The 5,075-nt window shown below is 55.0% G+C and carries 5 protein-coding genes; 2 read left to right on the top strand and 3 right to left on the bottom strand.

From position 1 onward, the window contains the following. Positions 1-179: 179 nt before the first annotated feature. Both nfsA and AC2VNM_RS02015 read left to right on the top strand, forming a co-directional pair. Entirely contained in the window at positions 180-917 is a 738-nt protein-coding gene (nfsA, locus tag AC2VNM_RS02010; protein WP_483189906.1) for an oxygen-insensitive NADPH nitroreductase, read from the top strand. 365 nt (positions 918-1,282) lie between these two features. Next, positions 1,283-1,732, top strand: coding sequence for a DUF2442 domain-containing protein (locus AC2VNM_RS02015; protein ID WP_483165505.1), 450 nt, complete (start codon positions 1,283-1,285; stop codon positions 1,730-1,732). Positions 1,733-2,566: 834 nt separating this feature from the next. Here the strand turns inward: AC2VNM_RS02015 and AC2VNM_RS02020 are convergent. The 3 genes from AC2VNM_RS02020 to AC2VNM_RS02030 all read right to left on the bottom strand — a co-directional run. Next, positions 2,567-2,905: an AzlD domain-containing protein gene (locus AC2VNM_RS02020; RefSeq protein ID WP_483165504.1), complete on the bottom strand. Its 339-nt coding sequence runs from the start codon at positions 2,903-2,905 to the stop codon at positions 2,567-2,569. Continuing rightward, positions 2,898-3,638 (bottom strand): AzlC family ABC transporter permease, encoded by a 741-nt coding sequence (locus AC2VNM_RS02025; protein ID WP_483189905.1) that lies wholly within the window; start codon positions 3,636-3,638, stop codon positions 2,898-2,900. Before AC2VNM_RS02025 ends, AC2VNM_RS02020 begins: the two co-directional genes overlap by 8 nt. After that, the coding region (locus AC2VNM_RS02030) for a class I SAM-dependent methyltransferase (RefSeq protein WP_486912770.1) at positions 3,592-5,075 on the bottom strand (1,484 nt) is incomplete at its 5' end. The genes AC2VNM_RS02030 and AC2VNM_RS02025, both read right to left, overlap by 47 nt.

Raw genomic sequence — 5,075 nt, forward strand, 5'->3', positions numbered from 1 at the left:
CCGTCGGTTGCCGGGAGGCAAGGTGGTCATACTTACCCATACTATTTTTCCAAATCGAATCCGTTGCCGGTATTCTCATGCTCCCGTACCTGCTCTGACTCTGCGTGGCCTTTTATTTGAACGGTACGGTCTGGTGGCTCAATCGCACTGTCTCTCTTCGTTGACTTTCGAGGTATAGCATGAATGATGTTTTTTCCCTTCTGCAGGCGCATCGCTCCATCCGTCAGTTTCGTCCCGAGCCGGTCGCGGACGCCGTGGTAGCGCAGATTATACGCTGTGGCCAGGCGGCCGCGAGTTCCAGCAACATCCAGGCGTACTCCGTGATTCAGGTCGATGATCATAATCTCCGGGCGCAGATTGCCCAGCTCGCGGGAGATCAGGACCAGATCCGTACTGCCGCGATCTTTTTGCTCTTCTGCGCCGACCTGCACCGGGCGGAACACATTTGTGAACGCCAAGGCACAGCCTTCGTCGACGGAATGACGGAGCATTTTCTGATTGCCACCATCGATGCCGCGCTCTGCGCGCAAAATTGCGTGATTGCTGCGGAATCCCTGGGATTGGGCACCTGCTATATCGGCGCCGTGCGCAATCACCCACAGGAAATCAGCGACCTTCTCCGTATTCCGGCGCAGGCCTATCCGGTCTTCGGACTCTGCCTGGGCTATCCCGCGCAGGACCCTGAGGTTAAGCCGCGCCTGCCGCTGTCCGTCGTACTTAAGAAAGACCACTACGACGCCAGCACCGAGGAGGATGGGATTGCTGCCTATGACGAAGAGATGCGTGCGTACTACGGGCAACGTAGCAGCAACAGCAAGGATAGCTCCTGGTCGCAACAAGTAGCCGGCTTGGTGGGTCGTGAAGCGCGCCCACACATGCGGGAATTTTTGCAAAAGCGCGGCCTGAATCGACGCTAAGCAAAAGATCATCGGCCAAAAACGTCCTCTCAAGTTGCAAGAGGTCTGAGCCGTCCAGATTCGTCTGCCATTAGCGTCTAAAGGCGGTGACCACCCCTTGAGGTAGTGCAATAGATGCTCTATCCTGATCCTATGACAACGTATCCCCCGGTGGATGATTGGCGTGCCCGCATCAACGGTCGAGAGCCTCATCCGTTGCCTCACGTCCACGTTCAATTCCGGGATGGATCACGGGTATCCTTGGCCACCGAAACTGGGGAGTTGCTCTCAGCCTTTAGACGCCAAGGAAGCGGTTGGTTCCCGTACGCACTTGGATAGCGGCGCATCATAGAGATGTTGCTAGCGGAATACCGGAGGCTGAATCCATGAGCCATGCACCACAAATTCGCAAGATCGAGATCACCGGGCCATTACAGATCATCATCGAATGGTCGACTGGAGAGACCTTTGTGACCGATCTGAGCAGCATTATTGGACTCAAGCGGGAAGGAGACCCCTTTGCCGCCCTCCACGATCCGGCGATTTTTGCACAAGCTCAGAGCGATGACTGGGGAGATGGCCTGAGTTGGCCAGGCGGGCTGGATTTGGGGGCAGACCAACTGTATAGCCTCGGTCGCCAGCAGGTAGGCCTGCCCACCCGCGAAGACTTCGCTGGCTGGATGGAGCGGAATCAGCTCAGTCTAAGTCAGGCCGCCCAGGCTATTGGTATGACCCGCCGTATGATTGCCTACTATAAAAGTGGAGTGAGACCCATACCAAAGACGATTTGGCTGGCCTGCATCGGCTACGAATCCTTGCAACATGAGGCCGCTTGATCCAATGCGGAAGGGGCGGTTATGCAGCAGTTGCGGTAAACCTCTGAGCTTCGACGTTGGGCGTCATGAGACATGAGGGTATCCGACAAAATCGCTGCGATAATCAAATCATATGTGTACGTTTATATTGACCCGCGCAATGGAGAGCCATTCTACATTAGATCTCATCGGCAAGGAAAAACTGACTAATCGCGTTGCGGGTTACCACGAGCACAGCTTCGGTCGAATTACATCCCAAGAGGTCATCACTATGCTTAAAGCCAAACCAGTAGAGGTCCGGCACAAGGTCTTATCACGATAAATAAACTCTATCGAAGCAATATGACCTCCTCAGAACTCTATGAAGCCACTTGTGGAATTTGGGTTATTGGTCCACGCAGAAACAAGGCCGAATATGCAATAGCCGTCTACCAAGGTATCGTTCGTGAAGTCTATCGCATTGACCAATGGTATCCATCTGGAACCCTTGAGTACCAGACCCGAGATTCATCGGACTTTGGAAACAGGGGAAGGTGGGAGTTTTCGGGAAGGATTGCGGATGGAATTCGTGATGAGTATGTCGGCTTTTCGGTTGGAAAGGGTGGCCAAAACCCAATTCGGTATATGAATGCATAGTGAATGCCCAACAACGGGTTGCAGGCGACGCTGCTTCGCGCCGCGCCTTAAGCTCTGGCGTTAGACGCGGTGAATAAGACCATCCGGTCTTCAGCGTTCACTGCGCTGGTGTTGGCAGCACCGTCCGCCTTCTCGCAGGAGACGGGCCTTATTGACGAAGAGCTGCCCGAGGACTACCGACTTATTTCGGTTCATAAAAAGCCCTGGTACCTGCGCGCTTCAGTACCCAAACACAGTACGTGCCAAGCCGTAGACTATTGCACCCGCCAACGTCGCCACGGCGAACCCACCGACACCGCGTTTGATCAGCACGACAATTGTCAGTCCTGCGACCGCAGCGAACAATCTCGGCCCAACGCTCTTGATATCCGGCGCCAGAGAAGCCGCCAACAGCGATGCGATCGCTGCAGGTCCCACGAACGTAAAAAAAAACCTCCAAGCTCCCCGAGTCTCGATCTGCGCGCGCGGCTTCATCCGCAGCGCATGGCGGAACGGTATATAACGCAACAGGAAGGTGCCCACCCCCGCAGCAATGATGATCATGGTCGTATCACTCACGTGCGCACCTCCGCCACCACACAGCACTCAACGCGCCGATGAGCATACCGAGGGGTATGGCCTGCGCAGCAGGCAGGAGCAAAAGTGCCACTACCGTTGTCAGCGCTGCGACCGTAACCACGTGCAATACCTCGCGGGAAGCAAGCTCTATCAGCAAGGCCATAAATAGCGCTGGTAATACGAAATGAACGGCGTGTTGCAATACACTCGGCAATCGTGTGAATTGCGAGCCAGAAACCGCACCTAGCGCCGTACCACCCAACCACGCAACATAGGCACCAAACTGCAACCCCAAAAACCAGGTCTCTCGCCGCTGCTCTGGAATTTGCTCCAGACGTGCGAGGGATGCCGCAAACACCTCGTCGGTCAATCCAAACGACAAGCATATCGGCCACATTCGCAATGGCCGATGGGTAAACTTCCGAAGCAACGCAGGCCCATAGAAAATGTGGCGCACATTCATCAGCAGTACGGTCGCAAGCGACACGATAAAACCGGCTCCTGAAACCATCATCGACACCAGGACAAACTGACTTGCACCTGCGAAGAGCAACGCCGACACCGCAACCGCTGTCATCAGCTTGAGACCCGCCCCAACAGCCACCAAACCGAACGAAATCGCGACCGGTAAATAGCCTGCCGCGATCGGTAAGCTTGCCATCATACCTGCCAGGAAGCCGCCCAGTTCAACGGCTGAGAAAAGATGCTGTGCGCTTTTGAAACGTAAAAACATGCGTTCCGCCATCCCATTCGTCGACACCCGTGCTCGCATACACTTGACGATGCCGCAAAAGATCGAAGCCGGATCCATTTGCCAAAGATAGCAGCCTCTTGACATGAGTCTTTCTCGCGATTTCGTAATCGAAGCCGGCAACCATCGCCTGAATCTCCCAAAAATAGTAGCGTACAAAGGCTCCGATAGGGCTTGCTGGCTGTTTGGGAGGAAGCTTTTCACTCAACTCGGTATACAGATCCCGGCAGCGCTTCACTGCCGCACCAGTTTGGCCATATTGGGCCTCCAGCACGGCCCGCGTGAGCGCTTGCCGGGTTTGCCTATAGAGCTCGGTCTCTCCGTTCTTGTGCTGATCCAGACCATACATATCGATCTCCGCCATCGACGCCAGAATATAGTTCGAGTGATGGCGCACCAGCGCGTTATTACGCTCTTCCCGACTGGAAAACGACGGCAGTATCTCATCGGCAATGCACAGGATTCCGCCATCGACCAGGGCGTGCCAAACCTTCTGAAACAGGAAGGCGGTATTGACGCGGTGCGAAGAACCGATCAAGGTCACCACAGACACCGGTGCATCTGTTACTTGGAGTTCCAGTAAACTCTGCCGCTCGCAAACAACGCGCGAAAAATCCTTGGTGTTATGGCATAAATACGCAAATGCCGTTTCATCCGGCTCAACCGCACGTACATGCAAGTTGGGCAACAGCTCCAGCAGCATGATAAGTGCCGCGCCGGAACCGCTGCCAACATCGACAGACAAACCACCACCCGCCTGCGGATCGAAGGCCAATATATCCTGCGCCAAGGCCACAACTTGGCGTGCGTAGGCAGGCCGCAACAACGCAAATGCATCGTAATAACCAACATCGATATGACTGGCAAAATCAGTATCAACTACCGCACGAGCTTTGTCTGATTCCTGCTTAGGCCGCTCCCGCAGGGGGGCTGGCAGCATCAAATGCCCTTGCTGTAACAAAATTTCAGAGGCCAACGTCGATAATGTCCAAGAGTCAGAATTGACCATATCCGCAAACACAACCAAGTGCGCGTCACCCTGAGGAATCAGGGGATGCTCAGCCGCCGCGGCCAATTGCTCTGCCAGACTTAGTGTATGTCCATCTGGCCCTGGGTCCAGATGGAAAGCACTGGTGTACTGACGCGGCAGAAAAGCCAGCCAGATGCCGTATTCATCCTGATCGACAAAACTCAGTAACGGCCAGCGTTCTGTTGCGTTGCAATTTATCTCAGCCAAGCCTACGCGCCGAGACACTTCTACGACGTCCATCTCCGCGCCCCGCAGATACAGCATTAGCCCCTGAACGCCTTGCGATACCTCAATCACCGCGCGATCGATGAGCGCCCTGACACCATCCCATTCGGCCTGAGTCAGCGGCAGGTTGCGAGTGATCAGATATTCTGCGCTGCCGTCCTCGT

Source organism: Acidithiobacillus sp. TH-A67, assembly GCF_057473545.1.